Raw genomic sequence first — 640 nt, 5'->3', positions numbered from 1 at the left:
GATTTGGCGTTTCTCGACTCTCACGACCTTTCCTGCATTGTTGATGTTACGGCGGAGTTCGCAGGTTTAGAAAGCGCCATGACTGACAAGCAATTCAACTACCTTTCTATTCCCGTGCTGGATCATAAAGCGCCGACTTTGGAGCGTTTACGTCATGCGATTAATTGGATTGATACCCAAATCGCCTGCGGGCGCTCTGTGGTTGTGCATTGCGCACTTGGGCGTGGCCGTTCGGTGTTTGTGGTGGCGGCTTATTTGCTGAGTAAAGACCCATCGCTCTCGGTGGAATCGGTGATGCAGAAAATCAACAGCGTGCGCAGTACTGCAAGGCTCAATAATCTGCAGATCAAAACCCTGCGCGCGATCAGTGAGAAAGGCGTGCTAACACTCGATGAGCCGACCTGGATGGTGGTGAACCCTGTCGCGGGCGGTGGGAAATGGCTGCAATACGAACAACATGTGATTCGTGAGTTGACCAAAAAATATCGTCTCAGCATTCGCCAAACAGACGAAACCACCAGTGCAGAAAGCCTCGCACTGCAAGCTAAACAAAGTGGTGTGAATCAGGTGATTGTCTCTGGTGGCGATGGCACGGTGACTGAAGTGGCGAGCCAATTGGTCGGCACTGACATCCAGCTTG

Annotated in this window: 1 protein-coding gene; it reads left to right on the top strand. The window is 51.9% G+C overall.

Annotated features, from left to right (window positions below):
• On the top strand, nt 1-640 hold a 640-nt coding region (locus R7E78_RS27680; RefSeq protein WP_318058825.1), incomplete at both ends, for a dual specificity protein phosphatase family protein.

The sequence above is a fragment of the Vibrio sp. YT-19(2023) genome (genome assembly GCF_033337395.1).
Note: the sequence above shows the minus strand (reverse complement) of the source record. Positions and strands in the feature narration are given on the sequence as shown.